This window comes from Bradyrhizobium sp. LeoB3 (genome assembly GCF_055456055.1).
In genome coordinates, this window is sequence record NZ_JBVBEF010000010.1 from 18,503 (window position 1) to 39,817 (window position 21,315).

At 63.8% G+C, this 21,315-nt stretch carries 18 protein-coding genes; 13 read left to right on the plus strand and 5 right to left on the minus strand.

Translation table 11 applies throughout. From position 1 onward, the window contains the following. The first annotated feature begins 10 nt into the window (after positions 1–10). The 3 genes from ACZXDY_RS10220 to ACZXDY_RS10230 all read left to right on the plus strand — a co-directional run bounded on the left by ACZXDY_RS10220 (position 11) and on the right by ACZXDY_RS10230 (position 4,890). Positions 11–2,887 carry a ribonucleoside-diphosphate reductase subunit alpha gene (locus ACZXDY_RS10220; RefSeq protein ID WP_464345403.1) on the plus strand — a complete coding sequence of 959 codons (2,877 nt, stop codon included), beginning with the start codon at positions 11–13 and terminating at the stop codon, positions 2,885–2,887. Between the two features lie 23 nt (positions 2,888–2,910). Beyond that, complete coding sequence (locus ACZXDY_RS10225; protein WP_464345404.1) at positions 2,911–4,035, plus strand: ribonucleotide-diphosphate reductase subunit beta; 1,125 nt, start codon at positions 2,911–2,913, stop codon at positions 4,033–4,035. 180 nt (positions 4,036–4,215) lie between these two features. Continuing rightward, on the plus strand, positions 4,216–4,890 hold the full coding sequence (locus ACZXDY_RS10230) for a TetR/AcrR family transcriptional regulator (RefSeq protein ID WP_028163657.1): 675 nt from the start codon (positions 4,216–4,218) through the stop codon (positions 4,888–4,890). Between the two features lie 150 nt (positions 4,891–5,040). Here ACZXDY_RS10230 and pyk read toward each other — a convergent pair whose 3' ends face one another. Beyond that, positions 5,041–6,477 (minus strand): pyruvate kinase, encoded by a 1,437-nt coding sequence (gene pyk, locus ACZXDY_RS10235; RefSeq protein ID WP_028163656.1) that lies wholly within the window; start codon positions 6,475–6,477, stop codon positions 5,041–5,043. Continuing rightward, the gene (locus tag ACZXDY_RS10240) at positions 6,474–7,064 is read right to left on the minus strand and encodes a DUF1036 domain-containing protein (RefSeq protein ID WP_165435525.1); all 591 of its coding nucleotides are present in this window, start codon (positions 7,062–7,064) and stop codon (positions 6,474–6,476) included. Before ACZXDY_RS10240 ends, pyk begins: the two co-directional genes overlap by 4 nt. Positions 7,065–7,262: 198 nt before the next feature. On the opposite strand from ACZXDY_RS10240, the gene ACZXDY_RS10245 reads away from it, so the two are divergent. Together ACZXDY_RS10245 and ACZXDY_RS10250 are read left to right on the plus strand one after the other, a co-directional pair. Then, the gene (locus ACZXDY_RS10245) at positions 7,263–7,565 is read left to right on the plus strand and encodes a DUF1244 domain-containing protein (RefSeq protein WP_028163654.1); all 303 of its coding nucleotides are present in this window, start codon (positions 7,263–7,265) and stop codon (positions 7,563–7,565) included. Positions 7,566–7,857: 292 nt separating this feature from the next. Further along, the gene (locus ACZXDY_RS10250; RefSeq protein WP_028163653.1) at positions 7,858–8,127 is read left to right on the plus strand and encodes a DUF2312 domain-containing protein; all 270 of its coding nucleotides are present in this window, start codon (positions 7,858–7,860) and stop codon (positions 8,125–8,127) included. 173 nt (positions 8,128–8,300) lie between these two features. Here ACZXDY_RS10250 and ACZXDY_RS10255 read toward each other — a convergent pair whose 3' ends face one another. The 3 genes from ACZXDY_RS10255 to ACZXDY_RS10265 all read right to left on the minus strand — a co-directional run bounded on the left by ACZXDY_RS10255 (position 8,301) and on the right by ACZXDY_RS10265 (position 14,345). Continuing rightward, positions 8,301–9,911 carry a peptidoglycan L,D-endopeptidase MepK gene (locus ACZXDY_RS10255; protein ID WP_464345405.1) on the minus strand — a complete coding sequence of 537 codons (1,611 nt, stop codon included), beginning with the start codon at positions 9,909–9,911 and terminating at the stop codon, positions 8,301–8,303. Positions 9,912–10,173: 262 nt separating this feature from the next. Then, complete coding sequence (locus ACZXDY_RS10260; protein WP_464345406.1) at positions 10,174–12,432, minus strand: L,D-transpeptidase family protein; 2,259 nt, start codon at positions 12,430–12,432, stop codon at positions 10,174–10,176. Positions 12,433–12,848: 416 nt separating this feature from the next. Beyond that, positions 12,849–14,345, minus strand: coding sequence for a sigma-54-dependent transcriptional regulator (locus ACZXDY_RS10265; RefSeq protein ID WP_464345407.1), 1,497 nt, complete (start codon positions 14,343–14,345; stop codon positions 12,849–12,851). A gap of 136 nt (positions 14,346–14,481) precedes the next feature. Here ACZXDY_RS10265 and ACZXDY_RS10270 point away from each other — a divergent pair, with 136 nt between their 5' ends. From ACZXDY_RS10270 to ACZXDY_RS10305, 8 genes are all read left to right on the plus strand, one after another. Then, positions 14,482–16,359 (plus strand): M3 family oligoendopeptidase, encoded by a 1,878-nt coding sequence (locus ACZXDY_RS10270; protein WP_464345408.1) that lies wholly within the window; start codon positions 14,482–14,484, stop codon positions 16,357–16,359. 152 nt (positions 16,360–16,511) lie between these two features. Further along, positions 16,512–16,736 carry an AbrB/MazE/SpoVT family DNA-binding domain-containing protein gene (locus tag ACZXDY_RS10275; RefSeq protein WP_028166990.1) on the plus strand — a complete coding sequence of 75 codons (225 nt, stop codon included), beginning with the start codon at positions 16,512–16,514 and terminating at the stop codon, positions 16,734–16,736. Next, positions 16,736–17,131 carry a type II toxin-antitoxin system death-on-curing family toxin gene (locus tag ACZXDY_RS10280; RefSeq protein WP_464345409.1) on the plus strand — a complete coding sequence of 132 codons (396 nt, stop codon included), beginning with the start codon at positions 16,736–16,738 and terminating at the stop codon, positions 17,129–17,131. Before ACZXDY_RS10275 ends, ACZXDY_RS10280 begins: the two co-directional genes overlap by 1 nt. An 86-nt stretch (positions 17,132–17,217) precedes the next feature. Next, positions 17,218–17,370 carry an aa3-type cytochrome c oxidase subunit IV gene (locus tag ACZXDY_RS10285; RefSeq protein ID WP_028166992.1) on the plus strand — a complete coding sequence of 51 codons (153 nt, stop codon included), beginning with the start codon at positions 17,218–17,220 and terminating at the stop codon, positions 17,368–17,370. A 137-nt stretch (positions 17,371–17,507) separates the two neighbouring features. Next, complete coding sequence (locus ACZXDY_RS10290; protein ID WP_464345410.1) at positions 17,508–18,635, plus strand: Re/Si-specific NAD(P)(+) transhydrogenase subunit alpha; 1,128 nt, start codon at positions 17,508–17,510, stop codon at positions 18,633–18,635. Positions 18,636–18,646: 11 nt separating this feature from the next. Then, entirely contained in the window at positions 18,647–18,964 is a 318-nt protein-coding gene (locus tag ACZXDY_RS10295) for a proton-translocating transhydrogenase family protein (RefSeq protein WP_028166994.1), read from the plus strand. 37 nt (positions 18,965–19,001) lie between these two features. After that, positions 19,002–20,399 carry an NAD(P)(+) transhydrogenase (Re/Si-specific) subunit beta gene (locus ACZXDY_RS10300; RefSeq protein WP_028166995.1) on the plus strand — a complete coding sequence of 466 codons (1,398 nt, stop codon included), beginning with the start codon at positions 19,002–19,004 and terminating at the stop codon, positions 20,397–20,399. An 18-nt stretch (positions 20,400–20,417) separates the two neighbouring features. Continuing rightward, the gene (locus ACZXDY_RS10305) at positions 20,418–21,218 is read left to right on the plus strand and encodes an alpha/beta hydrolase (protein ID WP_464345411.1); all 801 of its coding nucleotides are present in this window, start codon (positions 20,418–20,420) and stop codon (positions 21,216–21,218) included. Positions 21,219–21,315 lie beyond the last annotated feature (97 nt).

Here is a 21,315-nt window from a genome sequence, read left to right on the forward strand (position 1 = left end):
GGTCTGCAAGATGTCACTCTCTCTCGATCGCGAAGCCACCGCGTCGCCTCTCATCCACCTGCGCCCCGAATCGATCGCGGCGCCGGAAGCGCGGTTGCCGATGCAGGTGATCCGCCGCAATGGCACGGTGTCGCAATTCGATGCCGGCAAGATCTCGGTGGCGATGACCAAGGCCTTCCTTGCGGTCGAGGGGAATACGGCGGCTGCGTCGCGCCGCGTGCACGAAGCGGTCGAGGAATTGACCGCCGAAGTCGTCGGCGCGCTGTCGCGCCGGATGAGCGAAGGCCGCACCTTTCATATCGAGGACATCCAGGACCAGGTTGAACTGGCATTGATGCGCAGCGGCCATCACAAGGTGGCGCGCGCCTATGTGCTCTATCGCGAGGAGCGGGCGCGGCAGCGCGCCGAACAGCAGGCAACTAAATCCGCAACGGCATCGAGCGGGCCAATCGTCCACGTCACGCTCGCGGACGGCAGCAAGGTGCCGCTCAACCATGCGCGGCTGGCGATGATCGTCGGCGAGGCCTGCGCCGGGCTCGATGGTGTCGACGCTGCGCCTGTCGTCGGGGAAATCCAGCGCAATCTCTATGACGGCATCAGCCAGGAGGAACTCGCGCTCGCCAGCGTGATGGCGGCGCGTACGCTGGTCGAGCAGGAGCCGAACTACGCCTATGTCAGCGCGCGCCTCTTGCTCGACAAGCTCCGCACTGAAGTGCTGTCCTTCGTGCAGGGCGCGCCAACGACGGCGTCGCAGGCCGACATGGCGGTGCGCTATGGCGAATATTTTCCGGCCTATATCAAGACCGGCATCAGGGCCGAATTGCTCGATCCCGAACTCGGCCGCTTCGACCTGAACAAGCTGGCCGCGGCACTGAAGCCGGAGCGCGATCTTGCATTCCAGTTCTTAGGGCTGCAGACGCTTTATGATCGCTATTTCCTGCATGTCCGCGGCCACCGGATTGAATTGCCGCAAGCGTTCTTCATGCGCGTCGCCATGGGGCTTGCACTGCGCGAGATCGATCGGGAAGCGCGCGCGATCGAGTTCTACAATCTCCTGTCCTCCTTCGACTTCATGGCGTCGACGCCGACGCTCTTCAATTCCGGCACGCTGCGGCCGCAATTGTCGTCCTGCTTCCTCACCACCGTTCCCGACGATCTTGACGGCATCTTCAAGTCGATCAAGGACAATGCGCTGCTCGCCAAGTATTCCGGCGGCCTCGGCAATGACTGGACGCGGGTGCGCGGGCTGGGCGCCCATATCAAGGGCACCAATGGCGAGAGCCAGGGCGTCGTGCCGTTCCTTAAAGTCGCCAACGACACCGCGATTGCCGTCAACCAGGGCGGAAAACGCAAGGGCGCGGTCTGTGCCTATATCGAGACCTGGCATATCGACGTCGAAGAATTCCTCGACCTGCGCAAGAACACCGGCGACGACCGCCGCCGAACCCACGACATGAATACCGCCAACTGGGTGCCTGATCTCTTCATGCAGCGCGTCGAGGCCGACGGCGAATGGACGCTGTTCTCGCCGGACGAGACGCCCGATCTGCACGATCTCTACGGCAAGGCCTTTGCCGAGCGCTACGCGTCCTATGAAGACAAGGCCGCGCGCGGCGAGATGCGGGTATCCAAGACCATCCGTGCCGTTGATCTCTGGCGCAAGATGCTGACCATGCTGTTCGAGACCGGGCATCCCTGGATCACCTTCAAGGACCCCTGCAATTTGCGTTCGCCGCAGCGCCACGCCGGCGTGATCCATTCCTCCAATCTCTGCACCGAGATCACGCTCAACACTTCGGACGAGGAGACCGCGGTCTGCAATCTCGGCTCGATCAACCTGCTCAATCACGTCGGCGAGCGCGGGCTCGATACGGCCAGGCTGAAGCGGACGGTCGCGACCGCGATGCGGATGCTCGACAATGTCATCGACATCAATTTCTACACCATTCCCGAGGCGCGGCGCTCCAACCTGCGGCATCGGCCGGTCGGCCTCGGGTTGATGGGATTCCAGGATGCGCTGCAGGTGCTGCGGATCCCGCTTGCGTCCGACGCGGCTGTCGCCTTCGCCGATACCAGCATGGAGGCGATCGCTTATCACGCGATCTCGGCTTCCGTCGATCTCGCCGCCGAGCGCGGTCGCTACCCGTCGTTCGAGGGATCGCTGTGGAGCCGGGGCATCCTGCCGATCGATTCGATCGAGCTGCTGGCGGAAGCGCGCGGCGACGTCGCGATGGACCGCTCGCGCACATTGGACTGGGACGGCCTGCGCGAGCGCGTCAAGACGGTCGGCATGCGCAACTCCAATGTGATGGCGATCGCGCCGACGGCGACCATCTCCAACATCTGCGGCGTGGCGCAGTCGATCGAGCCCGCCTACCAGAACCTCTATGTCAAATCCAACATGTCCGGCGATTTCACCGTCGTGAACGCCTTCCTGGTCCGCGACCTCAAGGCGCGGGGCTTGTGGGACGAGGTGATGGTCAGTGATCTCAAATATTTCGATGGCAGCTTAGGTGCGATCGACCGTATCCCTGATGATCTCAAGGCGCTCTATGCGACCGCGTTCGAGATCGACAGCGCCTGGCTGATCGAGGCGGCGGCGCGGCGGCAGAAATGGATCGACCAGTCGCAGTCGCTCAACCTCTATATCGCCAACCCCTCCGGCAAGAAACTCGATGCGCTGTATCGCCTGGCCTGGCAGCGCGGCCTCAAGACGACCTATTACCTGCGCTCGCGCAGCGCCACCCATGTCGAGAAGTCGACGCTGAAGGGCACCGACGGCAAGCTCAACGCCGTCAGCGTAGCTCCCGCGATGTCCAGCGCGCCGGACTTGTCCGGCGCCATCGCGTGCTCGATCGACAATCCCGAATGTGAAGCCTGCCAGTGAGCAGCGGAATAAGGAATAACGCCATGCTCGACTGGTCAGAGCCCGCTACGACCGCGCGCCACGCGGTCCCCCTCATGAACGTCGCCGCAGCCGGCAACCAGACCGGCTTAGGTGCGATCGATCGCCATGGCAGCCGTGTCTCGGTCGACGACAAGCGCATGATCAACTGCCGCGCCGACGTCAATCAATTGCTGCCGCTGAAGTACAAATGGGCGTGGGAGAAATATCTCGCCGCCTGCAACAATCACTGGATGCCGACGGAGGTCTCGATGCAGGCCGACATCGCGCTGTGGAAGTCGCGCGACGGCCTGACCGAAGATGAGCGGCGCGCGATCAAGCGCAATCTCGGCTTCTTCGCGGCGTCCGAAAGCCTCGTCGCCAACAACATCGTGCTCGCGATCTATCGCCATCTGACCAATCCGGAATGCCGGCAGTATCTGTTGCGGCAGGCGTTCGAGGAGGCCGTGCACACCCATACCTTCCAGTACATCGTCGAGAGCTTGGGGCTCGATGAGGGCGAGCTGTTCAACATGTACCGGGAGGTGCCCTCGATCACTGATAAGGCGGCGTGGGCGCTGAAACATACGCAGCATCTCGACGATCCCGACTTCAGGACCGGGACGCCGGAAGCAGACCAGGCGTTCCTGCGCGACCTCGTCGCTTTCTACGTCATCTTCGAAGGCATGTGGTTCTACACCGGCTTCGCGCAGATCCTCTCGCTCGGCCGGCGCAACAAGATGATCGGGATCGCCGAGCAATATCAGTACATCCTGCGCGATGAATCCATCCACCTGAACTTCGGCATCGACGTCATCAACCAGATCCGAATCGAGAATCCGCATCTTTGGACGAAGCCCTTCCGGGAGGAGATTCGCGACATGGTGCGGACGGCGGCCGAGCTCGAAGCGGCCTATGGACGGGACACCATGCCGCGCGGTTTTCTCGGACTGAACGCGGCACTTTGTGAAACCTACATGCACTTCATCGCCAATCGCCGTTGCGCCCAGCTTGGGCTCGCGCCGGTATTCGATGAAGCCGACAACCCCTTCCCCTGGATGTCGGAGGCGATGGACCTGAAGAAGGAGAAGAATTTCTTCGAGACCCGCGTGATCGAGTACCAGAACGGGGGTGCCTTAAGCTGGGAGTAACCAAGGTCGCTGAGCCGGGACCCCTCCTTTTTGTGCATTCCAGAAGGCACAAATCCGTCTTGCCAGACGCCATGAATAGGTGTTCAGCTTTTGCAGCGATCTGCGCTCGATCGCCTAAAATAGTGAAGTCTCGTTCGGCCGATCCCGAGCCGGCGGGAGCTTGGGGACGGGAACTGCGCCATGGTCTATCGGCGAACCCATCAGGTGGTAAAGCGGCTGGCCGCCCGGCGCAGCGCCATTTTAGCGGCGGCGCGCGAGGCGGCGGCGGACGGCGGCATGGCTGCGGTGCAGATCGCGCCGGTGGCGGTCCGCGCCCATGTCGCGGCGGGAACCGTCTACCGCTATTTTCCGTCCAAGGCCGACCTGATCTCCGAATTGATCGCCGAGGTCTCGCGCGACGAGCTCGCCGCGATTCGCCGGGCCGCGGATGCCGCGCCCGGGCCGTCCTCGGCGCTGGCCGCCGCGGTCACCACGGTTGCCGTCCATGTGCTGTCGCAGCGCAAGCTCGCCTGGGGCATCCTGGCCGAGCCTGTCGATGTCGATGTCACCGCCTCGCGGCTGGCCAGCCGGCGCGAGATCGCCGGTGAGATCGCCATCCGAATCGATGCCGCGGTGCGCGCTGGCCATCTGCCGGCGCAGGATACCGCGCTTGCCGCCACCGCGCTGCTCGGCGCGCTGCATGAGTCGCTGGTCGGACCGCTCGCGCCCGACAATCTCGACGATCCCGTCAAGCTGCGCGACGCCGTGCAGACCGTGACGCTGCTCGCACTGCGCGCCGTCGGCGTCATGGACGCCCGCGCCCGCGGCCTCGTGGTGCAGGCGACGACACCGGCAAAGGCGCTGGTGGGAGCGTAGCCGAAAGCTCCATCGCTGTCGTCCCGGCCTTGAGCCGGGACCCATACCGCGGAATCTATCGGTGGCGCGATCTGGTCGACGCCTTCGTCACACAACTACTCCCTGTGGCTATGGGTCCCGGCTCAAGGCCGGGACGACGGCGAGATTGCGTCACTTCTCCGCTTCCCCTTGCGGCGCGACGGAGGCGATGCGGACCATGTTGGTGGTGCCGGGGATCCCGAGCGGGACGCCGGCGACGATGATCACGCGCTGGCCGGCGCGGGCAAAGCCATCCCTGAATGCGATGGAGTTGGCGCGGTCGACCATGTCGTCCTGATCGCGCGCGTCCTCGGCGACGACGCAGTGCACGCCCCACACCACCGAGAGCTTGCGGCCCGTCGCCAGGTTCGGCGTGATCGCAACGACCGGCACCTTGGGCCGTTCGCGCGCGACGCGGATCGCGGTCGAGCCCGATGAGGTCCAGCAGATGATCGCCGAGAGGTCGAGCGTCTCGGCGATCTGGCGCGCGGCATCCGCGATCGCGTCGCCGACCGTCGGCTCCGGCTCGGCGCGCTGCGCATTGAGCACGCCGCGATAGGTCGGGTCGCGCTCCACCTCCTCGCCGATGCGGTTCATGGTGGTGACCGCTTCCACCGGATATTTGCCGGCAGCCGATTCCGCCGAGAGCATGATCGCGTCCGCGCCCTCATAGACGGCGGTGGCGACGTCGGAGACCTCGGCGCGGGTCGGTACCGGCGCCTGGATCATCGATTCCAGCATCTGGGTTGCGACCACCACCGGCTTGCCGGCGCGCCGTGCCATTCGCGTCATCTGCTTCTGCAGGCTCGGCACGCGCTCCAGCGGCAGCTCCACGCCGAGATCGCCGCGCGCGACCATCAGCGCATCGGAGGCGTCGATGATGTCGGCCAGCCGGTCGATCGCCTGCGGCTTCTCGATTTTCGCCATCACGGCGGCGCGGCCGCGGATCATCTTCTTGGCCTCGTGGACGTCCTCGGCGCGCTGCACAAAGGACAGCGCGATCCAGTCGATGCCGGTGGTCAGCGCAGCCTCGAGATCGGCGCGGTCCTTCGGCGTCATCGCCGACACCGGCAGGTCGGTGTCGGGCAGGCTGACGCCCTTGCGGTCCGACATCTTGCCGCCGATCACCACGCGCGTCACCGCGCGGTCGGGCGAGGTCTCTTCCGCAATCAGCCGCACCTTGCCGTCATCGAGCAATAGCGCGTGGCCGGGCCGCAGCGCCGCCAGGATCTCCGGATGCGGGAGGTTGACGCGGGTATTGTCGCCCGGTGTCTTGTCGGAATCGAGCACGAAGCTCTGGCCGTTGTTGAGCTGCACCGAGCCTTCGGCAAAGGCGCCGAGCCGGAGCTTGGGTCCCTGCAGGTCGACCAGGATTCCGATCGGCCGGCCGTAGCTGGACTCGACATTGCGGATGGTCTTCACGAGGTCCCGCATCTTGTCATGCGGGGTGTGGCTCATGTTGATGCGAAAGAGGTCGGCGCCGGCCTCGAACAGCTTGCGAATCATTGCGCTGTCGGAGGAGGCGGGACCCAAGGTCGCGAGGATCTTGATCCGACGCAGTCTTCTCATTGCTTGCTTCCGGGAGGTGCGGCTGGAGGTAGACCAGACGCGCCTGGAGGCGTTCCGCCCGGTGGATTGGGCAGGCCTGGCACTGCGGGAGTCCCCGGTGCGACCCCGCCCGGCATTCCCGGCACCTTCTGCGCCGGCTGCTCGTTGGCTTCCGTCAGTTGTACGGTCCACGCCCGTTGCTCCCCGGTGTCGACCTCGAAGAAGCCGGTGCGGTCATAGCCGCGCGCCAGGCAATTCTCGGTGCCACGAATGGTGAATTCCTTGTCGCGCGAGCACATGAAGGCCTGGCCCGACCATTCGCCGCCGCGGTCATAGTCCAGCGCGTAGATGTAATAATAGCGCGCGACCAGATTGCCCCGCAGCAGGGTCTCGCAGGAGCGCGAAGAGATGTTCCACCAGCCCTCGGTGGTCCAGCCCTCGGCGTCCTTGTAGCCGAGCGCGATGCCGACCCGGCTGGCGGTATTGTTGCAGAGCCGGAAATCGGCCGCAGCCGGGCTGGTCCACAGGCACGCCGCCGCAAGCGCCAGCACGGGCAGAAGACCGGCAAGCAGACGAGGGGGGATGGGCAGGGAATCCAGTACGATCATGAGGCGAAGCTACACCGAATCATTGACGATTTCGCGTGGCTCGGCGGCGCCTGTCAACGGAAGGCAGGCGGGCTTCTGCCATCGAAAACCGCCGATCCCACCCGATTTCATGCTGTTTTGCGCAGCGATGTGGCAAAATCTGTGACGAATCCCACCTGATATCAATATGGTGGGAATCACAAACCGGGATGACGGCCCATGACCATTGACGACAAGACCAAGACCGAGCTGGAAGCCGCCGTTTTCCGGCGCCTGGTGCAGCATTTGCAGAGCCGTACCGACGTCCAGAACATCGACCTGATGAACCTCGCCGGATTCTGCCGGAATTGCCTCTCCAACTGGATGAAGGAAGAGGCCGATGCCAAGGGTGTGGCTGTTAGCAAGGATGAGAGCCGCGAGGCCGTCTACGGCATGCCCTATGAGGAGTGGAAGGCAAAATACCAAGGCACGGCGACGCCGGAGCAACTGGCCGCGATGAAGAAGGCCCACCCCGGGCATTGAGGCATACGCATTCCGCCATTCCGGGGCGTCCGAAGGACGAACCCGGAATCTCGAGATTCTCCGATGCGCAATTGCGCATCGTCGTTCAATGCTGCGCATTGCCCCGGAATGACGGTGGTTGCGGGTAACGCCAGCATCTCCTGTGGGCGCGCTGTGGATGAGCGCGACGTTTCCTTGACGGGAGGCGTCCCAAACTTGAGGGTCATTTCCGACACGCGATCCGTGAGGAGCGCATACCGCCAAGACGCCTCAACAGGACGCCTCAACACCAGTTCCATTTCAGGAGTACCCGATGGCCACCTCCGCAGCCGTCAAAGAAGAACCCGCGACCCGATTCGCAAAGGACCAGCTCAAGGCCATCATCGAACGCATCGAACGGCTGGAAGAAGAAAAGAAGGCGATCTCGGACGACATCCGCGACGTCTATGCCGAGAGCAAGGGCAACGGATACGACGTCAAAGCCCTGCGCACCATCGTGCGCTTGCGCAAGCAGGACCCGAACGAGCGCCAGGAGCAGGAGACGATCATCGAGACCTACATGCAGGCGCTCGGAATGATCTGAGGCGTTAGCCCGACCGCACAACTCTCGTCGTCCCGGGCAAGCGAAGCGCGACCCGGGAACCATAACCACCGATATCCGTGTTGTGTGAAGCTGGGCCGCAGCTCCAACAACGCGCGCCTGTGGTTATGGGTCCGCGCTTTCGCGGGGACGGCACCGAATTTGCGGAAGAAAGCTTAGCGCAGCGCGGCGGTGCGGACGACGAAGGACGTCGTCGGTAGCGTTGCGGTGGCCGAGCCGGTGAAGCTGTCGCAGCTCATGCCCAGCATCGGATCGTTCGAGAAGGTCATGTTGACCGCGGCCTGCGGCTTGACGAAATGGGCGCGCATCAAGGTCATGTCGGTATCGCCGAGCACGGTGGTCTGCATGGCGTTGCTGGCGCTCGGCGCCAGCATGACCACGCGCATCCAGAGATCGTTGCCCTTGGCGGCGGAGATGCGTGTCGAGGTCGAGATCACGCTGCCCTGACCCTGCGTGCCCTTGGCGACCACGGTGTTGATCTCGCTCGCGACGGCCCCGGCGTTGCGGGTCGGTCGGGCGCTGCGCGGGACTGGCGCAGAGGCGGCGACGATATTGTTGCGGTCAACAGGCGCGTTGGCCGGGGCATAGGCGAGCGCCTTGTTGAAATTCTCCGACACGCTGGCAGTGGCCTGCGGATCGGCGGCGCCGACCGCCTCGCGCGCCTTGAGCGCTGCGATCTGCGCGGCTGTCGCCTGTTTCGCTGCCGGTAGATCGTCGCCCCAGAAGCCGCGGGCATTGATGATGTCAGCAGGCGTCTCGGGTTTCGGCTCGGACTTCTCGGCTGGCGCCGGCGCTGCCGGCTTCGCCTTTGCCGCCGGGACGATCTGGGCGTCGGCCGCGGCGAGCTGGATGGTAGAGGCGAATTGCGGTTTTGCGCGCGGCATCGGCACGGGGTCGGCCGGCTTCGAATCGGCAGATTTGGCGGAAGCCAGGACGGGCGCGGGCTTCTCGGCGGCCGCCGGCGCCGCGCCCTCGTCGTCCTCGTCGCTGCCGGCAGCCGATTTGCCCGTGAACAGCGCGGTCAGGAAGCCGCCGATCTTGTTGCCGCCGGACGAGGAGCCATCGCCGTTGCCGCGCCGCTCGATGTCGGCGCGGGCAAGCTCATACCCCTTCAACGGGGTGCCGTCGGATGGGACGTGGACGGTGCGGCCGTCCGGGAACACCCTTGCCAATTGGTCGTGCGTCATGCGCGGCCAATGGCGAATCGACCCGGTGTCGAGGTGAACAAAAGGCGAGCCGGAGGTCGGATAGAAACCGACACCGCCACGCTGTAGGCGCAGGCCGGCATAGCGGATCTGCTCGAGCGGCACGCCGGGAATGTAGAAATCCATCGCATGCCCCAGCATGTGCTGGCTGAAGCGCGCCACCCCGGAGGAGCGGCGGCGGAGCATGGCGTTAGTAGCGGGAGAGCGGTAGGAGGAGATGATGTTGATCGGCTGCTTGCCGTCGACATCGCGATAGACTTCCCAGAGGATGTCGAAGAGCCGACGATCCATCGTGGTCTCATCCTGGGTGCGCCAGTCGCGCAGGTAATGATTGAGCTTCTTCAACGCGTCTTCGTCGTAGCGGCCGTCGCGCTTGAAGGTGATGGTGAGGTCTTCGTTCGAATGGGTGTGGTGGAAGGAGAGGGTGCGAGTCTCGTTCAGGGCGGCGGCGTCGTGAACCGATCCGGCGCCTGCGAGCAGCAATAGCGACGTCAGCCCGACCTGACATCCGGCTTTCGGGAAAGACAGCAGTTTATAGTGGCGTGTGCGGACAGCCAGCACCGATGAGCCCACCCAATCGTCGAGCGTTCGACCTTATCTTTCGCAGACCCCGGCGAAAGGCGGTGAACGCATTCTTAAAGCGGGACGGTTAACCGAGATTTACCATCCCGTTTCCCAAGTTGAAGTCAACCTAAACTGTTGACTGTGGCGAAAAAGAGCCGCCAGCGGTGCCAGATGAATAATGGTTAATATAAACGATCCCGCCGCATGGGCGGGATCGTTGATTTTGCTCAGGAATCTGGCGCGCTCAGGGAGCGGTAAATTAACGGGTGAACACCCCGCGCGGTTGTCCGCGTCCAATCGGAGCGGGCGGCACCGGCTGGCCGCCGCCGAACAGCCGTTCAAAGAAGTTCAGGCCGGAATTGGTGTTCTCGCTGGCGATGCTGACGCCGGGCGGCAGGCTGTTGCGGCTCGGGCGCGAATAGTTCGGCTGCGCATGCGCCACCACTGATTCGAGGTCCTTGCCGCGGTTGTTCTTGAGCAGCGCCAGCATGGCGCCGTCGCGGCCATAGACGTCTTTGCGGAATTGCAGCTTGCCGGCGTCGTCCACGAACGCGGTCTGGTAGGTGATGTTGACCGGGATCGGGGTCGGGAATTTCAGGTCGATCTCGCTCGAGCCATACATGCTGCGGATTCGCTCGGGCGTCCAACGCTCGTCCGTCATCGTGATGTTGAGCAGCACGGAAGCGTACTGGTCCGGGTTCTGCACGCGCATGCAGCCATGGCTGAAGGCGCGGTCTTCCCTGCCGAACAGGTTCTTGTCCGGCGTGTCGTGCTGATAAACCAGGAACTTGTTCGGGAAGTTGAAGCGGATGCGTCCGAGCGCATTCGCTTCACCCGGCGGCTGCGAGATGTGAATCGAGCCGTCGCGGCCGTATTCGAGCCGCAGGCCCATCCGCTGCAGCACGGTCGGATCCTGCTGCAGGGCCGGCAGGTACTCGTTGTAGATGATCGACGGCGGCACGTTCCAGGTCGGGTTCACCGTGATGTACTTCATCGTCTCGGTCAGAAGCGGGGTGGCGTGCTGCCCCGGCTTGCCGGTCACGACGCGTGTGGTCCAGACCGGCGCACCGTTTTGCATCACCCGCAGTGTGTAGTCGGGGATGTTGAGGATGACATAGGCGTTGCCGAGGGACGCCGCGCCAAGCTGGCGCGGAAGCCAGCGCCAGCGCTCCATGTTGACGATGACGGTGTCGATCTGTCGGTCGCGCTTCGGGCTGTTGATCGCCTTCACGGTACGGTCGTCGAGCACGCCGGTGGGCTTCAGCTCGACGCTGCGCTGGAATTTGCGCACGGCTTCGGCGACCTTGGCGTCGTAACGCGTATCGTCCGGATTCTCGGCAACGCCGAGCTTGGCGCGGAGCTGCGGCACGCGCGGATCTTCCGGCGCCTCGCCCGGCTGCTTCTTGGTGGCGGCCTTGTAGGCCAGCACCGGTCCCTCCGGGATCTCGATCATCGGGCCGTCGCCGAGGCCGCGCAGCTCGGCGAGCTTCGCCTTGAGCTCACGGTAGAGCTTGTGCGGCGGGTTGTAGCTGTCGAGCGCGGCGGAGGCGTCCTTGGCGCCGGTCACGTTGGCGAGGACTTCCGACGGATCGATCGGGTGCTCGGGATAGAGGATGTCGGCCGAGACCTGCGACCAATGCATCCGGCCGCTCTGGGCCTGGCGCGCGTAGTCGAGCATGCTGGCGACGAGCTTCAGCTCGGCATCCGCCAGCGCGTCGGGCGAGGAGAAGGCCAAGGCAAACTCCGGCACCGGATAGTCTTCCGGGTTGAGGCCGTCGGAGGCGGCGTCCTTGAGCCGCGCGATCACGCCCTTGCCGGTAGCGGTCAGCTTGCCGCCTTGCGTGAATACCGGCGCATAGTCGCGCGCCGAGTAGAACTTCTCGACCGCGGCGCGCTCGTTCTTGCGGTCAAAGGTGCGCAGCGTCTTGCTGGCCAGCGTCTCGCGAAGCTTGTCGGCAACCGGCTGGTCTTCCGCCGGCACGTTGCTCGCAGCCTTGACCGGCTCCTTGGCGGGCTCGGCAGCAGGCGCGTTGGCGGTCGCCGGGGCTGGCGCAGTGACGGTTGCAGGAGCGGCGGTCGCAGCGGCGGGCGCGGCTGAAGGCGTCACCGTGGCGGTGTCGTTCTTGACCGGCTCCTTCGGTGTGTCCTTGGGCGCGTCCTTTGCCACATCGCTCGGCTTCGGCTCGGCGGCGGGCGCGGTGACGACATCGGCCGGCTTGGATTCCAGCTTGGGCTCTGCGGTCTTGGTGGCGGCGTCGGGTTCGCTCGACGTGATGGCGTCCTTGGTCGCATCCGGCACCGAAGCGGTGGTGTCCAGCTTGATATCGGCTGCGGTCGGCGGCGGAACGTTGGCAGGCTCGGGACGCGGGATTGCGGCATCGATCGCGAGTTCTGCGGCACTCGCGCGCGGCGTGTCCGATTGGGCCAGCGCCGAGGTCGCGGAGACCGTCAGGAACGTCGCGGCGACGGCCATCAGCACGCGGTCGAATCCGGTTCGGCCTTTCGAACAGTCTCGCATCGTCACTCCCCCTGGGGCGAACTGCCCGGCATTGGAACAGTTCTCAAATCATGGTCCCGGAGCCTGATGACGCTTCGTTAGAGCCGTCATCACGCTCGATTCGTTCGAGCATGATCTTCCCGGATCATGCTCTGAGATTGCGCGGAAGCGCCGGCCTCACTCGATCAAAACTCCTTCACGCCTGCACGCAACAAATCAACGCAGACGATACAGACGCCCCCTTCATGCAGCCAGCGCCATGCGGGGCAACTCACGACAAACTGACCTTGATCAACCACTTGCACTCGGTCTTGCGCGATTTTTGCCACGCGGCACCCCGTTTGTCTGTCACCCCCAAGCCACGGTTCAATAGGTTCCGAACTGAGCATGCGAAGCCACGACCGAATGCCCGCTCCGGGGCATAAACGCCGATCGGCTCAATTGGTGCCGCCGGCGCCGTCGGCGGAGTCATTTGCCGCGGCCTCGTCGATCTTGCGGTAGAGCGTCGAGCGGCCGATCTTCAGGCGCCGCGCAACCTCCGACATCTGCCCGCGATAATGCGAGATCGCGAAGCGGATGATCTCGTTCTCCATCTCTTCCAGTGGCCGCACATCGCCGCTGCTGGTCAGCATCGAGAGATTGCCGGTGGCAGGCAGCGGCGCAATGGGTATTTCACTACCCGATATTATCGCGGGCGCCGTGGACGGGGCGACGATCAGCGGCTCGCCATGCGTCGGGGCTGGGTCAGCAAGTGGATGCGCGGCGACCTGCGGGAAGTCGGCGAGATCAAGCTGGTCGCCATCGCTCATGACCACAGCGCGATACACCGTGTTTTCGAGCTGGCGGATGTTGCCGGGCCAATCGAGCTGCGAAAGATGCGCCATCGCCTCGCCGCTGATGCCGGTGATGTTGCGGTTTTCCTCGGCGTTGAAGCGCGCGAGGAAATGCCGCAGCAGATGCGGGATGTCCTCGCGCCGTTGCCGCAGCGGCGGAATCGTCAGCGGCAGGACGTGCAGGCGATAGAACAGGTCCTCGCGGAATTGGCCGGCCTTCACCAGCTCGAGCAGTTTGCGGTTGGTCGCGGAAATGATGCGGACGTCGACCTTCACGGGCTTGCGGCCGCCGACGGCTTCCACCGTGCCCTCCTGCAGCGCGCGCAACAGCTTCACCTGTGCGGTCAGCGGCAGTTCGCCGACTTCGTCGAGGAAGAGCGTGCCGCCATGGGCTTCGACGAACTTGCCCATGTGGCGTTCGGTGGCGCCGGTGAAGGCGCCCTTCTCGTGGCCGAACAGGATCGACTCCACGAGATTGTCGGGGATCGCACCGCAGTTCACCGCAACGAAAGGCTTCGATTTGCGTTCGCTGCTGCCGTGGATGGCGCGGGCGAACAATTCCTTGCCGACGCCGGATTCGCCTTCGATCAACACCGGAATGGCTGATGAAGCGGCCTTCTGCGCGGTGCGCAGCACGCTTGTCATGGCTTCGCTGCGGGTGATGACGTCGGTGAACGTGAGCCGCCCCTCGCGGCTGTGGCGGATGCGCTGCAATTCACCCTTGAGTGCAGAAGTGTTCAGCGCATTGCGCAAGGATACCTGCAGCCGCTCGAAGCCGACCGGCTTGACGACGAAATCCTGGGCGCCGGCGCGCATCGCCGAGACCACATTGTCAATGCCGCCATGCGCGGTCTGCACGATGACGGGGACGTTCAAACCAGCGTCACGAATCTTTGCGAGCACGCCGAGGCCGTCGAGGCCGGGCATCACGAGATCGAGCACGACCGCATCGATGGTCTGGCTTTCCTGGGCGGTGAGTGCGGAGATGGCATCATCGCCGCTATCGACTACGAGGGGCTGGTAGCCGCATTTTTGCACCATGTTTTCAACCAGACGGCGCTGTACTGCGTCATCATCGGCAATCAAAATGGTGGCAGCCATGGTTTTCCCCGCACGTTACGCTTATCTGTCTCGAATCGGGGCACTCTCGCCGAAGCCGATTAACGCCCTCTTAAACGTTGCCCACCCCCGCACATTTCGCCGCCGCATCTCCGATTGAACACAGGTTACCGCCAAGATGACCTCGCGCTCCTCCGCTCTCCGCAAACCCACCCAACGCAAGCCGGCCAAGGCCAAATCCGCTGCCAACAAGTCCGCCGCGAAGAAGGTCGTGGGCAAAACCGGCAAATTGCCGGAATGGAATCTCGCCGACCTCTATTCCGGGATCGACGCGCCGGAAGTCGCGCGCGACCTGGCGAAGATGGATGCAGATTGCGTCGCGTTTGAGACCGACTACAAGGGCAAGCTTGCGGAACATACGGCCCGGGAAGATGGCGGAAAGTGGCTCGCCGAAGCCGTGCGACGCTATGAAGCGATCGACGACCTCGCCGGCCGGCTCGGCTCCTTTGCCGGCCTGGTGCATGCCGGCGACAGCGTCGATCCCGCGATCACGAAATTTTACGGCGATGTTTCAGAGCGCCTGACGGCGGCCTCGACGCACCTCCTGTTCTTCGCGCTCGAGCTCAACCGCATTGACGATGATGTGATCGAGCGTGCGATGCAGGCCGAAGAGCTCGCGCATTACCGGCCCTGGATCGAGGATCTGCGCAAGGAGAAGCCTTATCAACTCGAGGATCGCATCGAGCAGCTTTTCCACGAGAAGTCGCAGAGCGGCTATTCCGCCTGGAACCGGCTGTTCGACCAGACCATCGCCGGCCTGCGCTTCAAGGTCGGCGCCAAGGAACTCGCGATCGAGCCGACGCTCAACTTCCTGCAGGACCGCGATGGCGCAAAGCGCAAGGCGGCGGCGGAGGCGCTGGCGAAAACCTTCAAGGCCAATGAGCGTACGTTCGCGCTGGTCACCAACACGCTCGCCAAGGACAAGGAGATTTCCGACCGCTGGCGTGGCTTCCAGGATGTCGCGGATTCCCGCCATCTCAACAACCGCGTCGAGCGCGAGGTGGTGGACGCGTTAGTCGCGTCCGTGCGCGCCGCCTATCCGAAGCTGTCGCACCGCTACTACCGGCTGAAGGCGGGCTGGTTCAAAAAGAAGAAGCTGCCGCATTGGGACCGCAACGCGCCATTGCCCTTTGCCGCGACCGGCACGATTGCCTGGCCCGAGGCGCGGAGCATGGTGCTATCAGCCTATCGCGGCTTTTCCACCGATATGGCCGCGATCGCCGAGCGCTTCTTCACCGACCGCTGGATCGATGCGCCGGTCAGGCCGGGCAAGGCCCCAGGCGCCTTCTCGCATCCGACCACGCCGTCGGCGCACCCTTACGTGCTGATGAACTACCAGGGCAAGCCGCGCGATGTCATGACGCTGGCGCATGAGCTCGGCCATGGCGTGCACCAGGTGCTGGCGGCAAAGAACGGCCCCCTGATGGCGCCGACACCGCTGACGCTTGCGGAGACCGCAAGCGTGTTCGGGGAGATGCTGACCTTCAAGCGCCTGTTGTCCGAGACCAAGAGCGCCAAGCAGCGCCAGGCGCTGCTCGCCGGCAAGGTCGAGGACATGATCAACACCGTGGTGCGGCAGATCGCGTTCTATTCGTTCGAGCGCGCGGTGCACACCGAGCGCAAGAACGGCGAATTGACCGCCGAGCGGATCGGCCAGATCTGGCTTTCCGTGCAGACCGAGAGCTTAGGGCCGGCGATCGAGATCAAGCCGGGCTACGAGAATTTCTGGATGTACATTCCGCATTTCATCCATTCGCCCTTCTACGTTTACGCCTATGCGTTCGGCGATTGCCTGGTGAACTCGCTCTACGCCGTCTACGAGCACGCCTCCGAGGGCTTTGCGGAACGCTATCTCGACATGCTCGCAGCCGGCGGAACCAAGCACTATTCGGAGTTGCTCAGGCCGTTCGGCCTCGACGCCAAGGACCCGAAATTCTGGGATGGTGGTCTGTCGGTGATTTCAGGGATGATCGACGAGCTTGAGGCGATGGGCTGAGGGACGGTAGACTGTAAAACACTTGTTGAACGACGCCTGAGGGTGCGTTATACTGATGTATAACGTGCGCTGAGATGTGCGAATTATAGTGCTTTTTGAAGCTCTTACAGGGCAACTGCGCGATTGTGCGCAACTTAAAAGGCAAAATCCTGATGAAAATCGAGATCAAAAAGATCGGGAATTCCGATGGCCTGCTGCTCCCCCGCGAGCTGATGCAGCGGCTCGACCTCAAGCGCGGTCAGCAACTGCATGTCACCGAACTTCCGGGAGGCGGTTTTCAGGCGCTTCCCTACGATCCGGATTTTGAACGGACGATGGAAGTTGCAGACGAGATCATGGACAAATATCGCGATACGCTGGCGGCGCTTGCAAAGTAGTGGAAATTCCGAAAGAGCCGCTTTGGATCACCTATGAGCAGGCCATCGCCATCCATGCCCGCCAGCTCCGCCGCTTCGGCGGAGCTCCCGGCTTGCGCGATGAGGGCATGCTGCGATCGGCGCTGGAGCGGCCGGTTAACAAATGGCGCTACGAACAGGCCTCGCTGACCGAGCTCGCGGCGGCCTATGCGTTTGGCCTCGCCAAGAACCACGCCTTTGTCGATGGGAACAAGCGGATCGCCTTCATGGCGATGATGACGTTTCTGATCAAGAATGGCGTCAACTTCAGTCCTGATCCGGCGCACGCAACATCGATCATCCTCTCACTCGCGGCCGGCGAGGTCAGCGAGGAAAGCCTCACCCGCTGGATCCGGGATAATTGGCCTTCCGAATGAGGCGATAGGCGAGGCGGCGTTGCCCTGTCCGCGGCTTTGCGCTATGGCACGCTTGAAAATCAGACGTTTGATGACTGGGGACAAGGATGGCGAACCATAGCGAAGTGGCTTACACCACTGCCGACGGCAACGACTACATCGAGCATGAGCGGACCTACGAAGGCTTCATCGCGCTGGTCAAATACGGCACCGCGACGGTCGCCCTCATTCTCATCCTGATGGCCTTCTTTCTGCTCTGACCTCTCGCCGGCTGCGCCGCCAATGCCGGCGGTGCTCAAAAAAATTGCATTCAAACCGGTCCCAAAACCGGTATCCAACGTTGCGGGAGTAACGCTAAGTTTGCTTGCGTGCGCTGTCCCGCGCCGCCGGAGGCCTTATGAAGATTGCCGTTGCCAAGGAAATCGACCCGTCCGAGCCGCGGGTCGCCGCATCCCCTGACACTATCAAGAAACTCAAGGCGCTCGGTGCGGAGGTCGCGGTCGAGCCGAGCGCGGGCATCAAGTCGGGCTTGCCGGATTCGGAATTCACTGCCGTCGGCGCCACCGTGAGCGCCGATGCGGTGAAAGATGCCGATATCGTCATCAAGGTGAAGCGGCCGGAGGCGTCCGAGCTCTCGAAATACAAGCGCGGCGCGCTCGTCATCGCCATCATGGACCCCTACGGCAATGACGCTGCGCTGAAGGCGATGGCGGATGCCGGTATTTCGGCCTTTGCGATGGAGTTGATGCCGCGCATCACCCGTGCGCAGGTCATGGACGTTTTGTCGTCGCAGGCGAACCTTGCCGGTTACCGCGCGGTGATCGAGGGCGCCGAAGCCTTCGGCCGTGCCTTTCCGATGATGATGACCGCGGCCGGCACCGTACCCGCCGCGAAAGTGTTCATCATGGGCGTCGGCGTCGCGGGGCTGCAGGCGATCGCGACCGCGCGCCGGCTGGGGGCCATCGTCACCGCGACCGACGTGCGTCCGGCGACGAAGGAGCAGGTGGAGAGCCTTGGCGCCAAATTCCTCGCGGTCGAGGACGAGGAGTTCAAGAACGCGCAGACCGCGGGCGGCTACGCCAAGGAAATGTCTAGGGAGTACCAGGCCAAGCAGGCCGCGCTCACCGCCGAGCACATCAAGAAGCAGGATGTCGTGATCACGACGGCGCTGATTCCCGGCCGCCCGGCCCCCAAGCTCGTCTCCGCGGACATGGTCAAATCGATGCGGCCCGGTTCGGTACTGGTCGATCTCGCCGTCGAACGTGGCGGCAATGTCGAGGGCGCGAAGGCGGGTGAGATCGTCGACGTCGATGGCATCAAGATCGTCGGCTACACCAATGTCGCCGGCCGCGTCGCCGCCTCCGCCTCGGGTCTCTATGCCCGCAACCTGCTCGCCTTCATCGAGACGCTGGTCGACAAGGCGAACAAGGCGCTTGCCGTCAATTGGGACGACGAACTGGTGAAAGCCACCGCGCTGACCAAGGACGGCGCCGTCATCCACCCGAACTTCCAGCCGAAAGCCTAAGGAGAGAAGCCATGGAGCATATCGCGCAGGCCGTCGATCCCTTCGTATTCCGGCTTTCCATTTTCGTGCTTGCCGTGTTCGTCGGCTATTTCGTGGTGTGGTCGGTGACCCCCGCGCTGCATACGCCGCTGATGAGCGTCACCAATGCGATCTCCTCGGTGATCGTGGTCGGCGCGCTGCTCGCGGTCGGCGTCGGCATGATCTCGAGCGGCTCGGGTTGGGCGCGTGGCTTCGGCTTCGTCGCGCTGATCTTCGCCTGCGTGAACATCTTCGGCGGCTTCCTTGTCACCCAGCGCATGCTGGCGATGTACAAGAAGAAGTCCAAGTAAGCGGCCACCTCGGGGAAGAGGCAAACGGGGACCTGAGATGAACGCCAATCTCTCTGCATTGTTGTATCTCGTGGCAGGTGTGCTGTTCATCCTGTCGCTGAGGGGGCTGTCGAGCCCCGCCACCTCGCGGCAGGGCAACCTGTTCGGCATGATCGGCATGGCGATCGCGATCGGCACCACGCTCGCGAGCCATCCGCCGGCGGACGGCGTCGCCTGGCTGCTCGTCGTACTTGGTGTCGCCATTGGCGGTGCGATCGGCGCCGTGATCGCGCGGCGGGTGCCGATGACGTCGATGCCCGAACTGGTCGCCGCGTTCCACTCGCTGGTCGGCATGGCCGCGGTGCTGGTCGCGGCCGGTGCGTTCTATGCGCCCGAGGCCTTCGACATCGGCACGCCCGGCAACATCCACACCCAGAGCCTGATCGAGATGTCGCTCGGCGTCGCGATCGGCGCGCTGACCTTCACCGGCTCGGTGATCGCGTTCCTGAAACTGTCGGCGCGGATGAGCGGCGCACCGATCCTCCTGCCGTTCCGTCACCTCATCAACATCGCGCTCGCTTTGGCGCTGGTGTTCTTCATCGTTGGCCTCGTGCTGTCGGGCAGTGCGGTCGACTTCTGGCTGATCACCATCATCGCGCTGGTGCTCGGCGTGCTGATGATCATCCCGATCGGCGGCGCCGACATGCCGGTCGTGATCTCGATGCTGAACTCCTATTCCGGCTGGGCCGCGGCCGGCATCGGTTTCACGCTCGGCAATTCGGCGCTGATCATCACCGGCGCGCTGGTCGGCTCCTCCGGCGCGATCCTGTCCTACATCATGTGCCACGCGATGAACCGGTCCTTCATCTCGGTCATCCTGGGCGGCTTCGGCGGCGAGACCGCGGCGGCGGGCGGCGGGACCGGCGAGCAGAAGCCGGCCAAGCTTGGCTCGGCTGATGATGCCGCCTTCATCATGAAGAACGCCTCGAAGGTCATCATCGTGCCCGGCTACGGCATGGCGGTGGCGCAGGCCCAGCACGCGCTGCGCGAAATGGCCGACATCCTGAAGAAGGAAGGCGTCGAGGTGAAGTATGCGATTCACCCGGTCGCGGGCCGCATGCCCGGCCACATGAACGTGCTGCTGGCCGAAGCCAACGTGCCCTATGACGAGGTGTTCGAACTGGAGGACATCAACTCCGAATTCGCCCAGGCCGACGTCGCCTTCGTGATCGGCGCCAATGACGTCACCAACCCGGCGGCGGAAGAGGACAAGACCTCGCCGATCTACGGCATGCCGGTGCTGCAGGTGTGGAAGGCCGGCACGGTGATGTTCATCAAGCGCTCGCTGGCCTCAGGCTATGCCGGCATCGACAATCCGCTGTTCTATCGTGACAACACCATGATGCTGCTCGGCGATGCCAAGAAGGTGACCGAGAGCATCGTCAAGGCGATGTGAGGCCGTTTGCGGGCAGCGATGCTCGTCCTGAAATGGCTCCTGATCCTCGCTGCAGTCGGTTATCTCGGAGCGCTCGCGCTGCTGTTCGTCAAGCAGCGCGAGATGCTGTTTCCGATTCCGACGCGGGAGCGAACCTCACCGGAAGCCGCGGGCTTTCCTGAAGCCGAGGAACATGTCCTCACCGCAGGCGATGGTGAAAAGGTCATCGTCTGGCACGTGCCGGCAAAGCCCGGCCGTCCCGTGATCCTGTACTTTCCCGGCAATGGCGATTTTCTCGCGGGACGAGTCAGCCGTTTCCGCGCGATGACGTCTGACGGTACCGGCCTGGTCGCGCTGTCCTACCGCGGCTATTCCGGCTCAAGCGGATATCCGAGCGAGCGCGGCATTCTGCAGGACGCCGCTGCAGCTTACGCCTTCACCGCGGCGCGCTATGCCGCGGAACGAATTGTCGTCTGGGGATTTTCACTCGGCACCGGCGTTGCGGTCGCGCTGGCTTCTGAACAGCCGATCGGAAAATTGATCCTGGAGGCGCCCTATACCTCGACGGTCGACATTGCTGGTGCGGCATTCCCGTTCGTGCCGGTGCGCTGGCTAATGCGCGATCAGTTCCGCTCCGACGAACGTATTGCGCGGGTCAAGGCTCCGCTCCTCATCATGCACGGCACTAACGATCCCGTGATCCCGATCATCTTCGGTGAACGCCTGTTCGCGCTGGCGCATGAGCCGAAGCGGTTCGTTCGCTTTGCTGGCGGCGGCCACGATAATCTCGACTATTATGGTGCGATCGAAACGGCGCGGCAGTTCATCGGTGGTTTGTAGGTACGGAACCAAGACATGGAGCGGTGTGGCCGTCCTGGCGGCGTTGGTGCTGCTGCCGGACCCGGCGCGCGCTGCGGCAGCACTCGACGGCGCGGCG